The sequence below is a fragment of the Chryseobacterium cucumeris genome, assembly GCF_001593385.1.
Taxonomy (GTDB): domain Bacteria; phylum Bacteroidota; class Bacteroidia; order Flavobacteriales; family Weeksellaceae; genus Chryseobacterium; species Chryseobacterium cucumeris.
In genome coordinates this window covers 1-508 of sequence record NZ_LUVZ01000025.1, presented here as the reverse complement: position 1 = coordinate 508, position 508 = coordinate 1, and the positions used below count along the sequence as shown (strand labels likewise).

Genomic DNA, 508 nt, shown 5'->3' with positions numbered 1-508 from the left:
TTGCGCTTCCAATGGCGTATTCAAGTCCGAAATTTGTTATTCAATGTTACTCAGATTGGTTTCAATCTATCGTAGAAAAAAATAATGAAAATCAGGTGCTTGGAAACATGCAGGATATTTCATTGATGGGCTTTGTAAGAAGAATTTTAGGAGATGCTTCTATTTCCAACCTTGTGTTTTTAGCATTTGGATTACCATTGTTTGCGTTGCCTTATGTAAGAATTAAGCAATACAAGCATTATGCTTTTCAACTGATGATCCTGGCATCAACACTATTATTTTTAGTATTGTTCAGTTCAAGTTCAGAATCTCCAACGTATATCATTGCTGTTGTAGGAGTTGTGGTGTGGTTTTTCCTGCAAAAGGAAAGAACACCTTTCATTATCGGATTGTTAGTTTTCGTGATTATCTTCACCTGTTTTTCAACCTCGGATTTATTCCCGAAATTTGTAAAAGAGAATTATATTATCAAATATTCTTTAAAAGCGGTCCCTTGCATTGTAATTTG

General features: G+C 34.1%; 1 pseudogene. It reads left to right on the top strand.

Annotated features, from left to right (window positions below):
• A pseudogene (locus A1704_RS15125) lies at window positions 1-508 on the top strand (hypothetical protein); the annotation flags it as partial.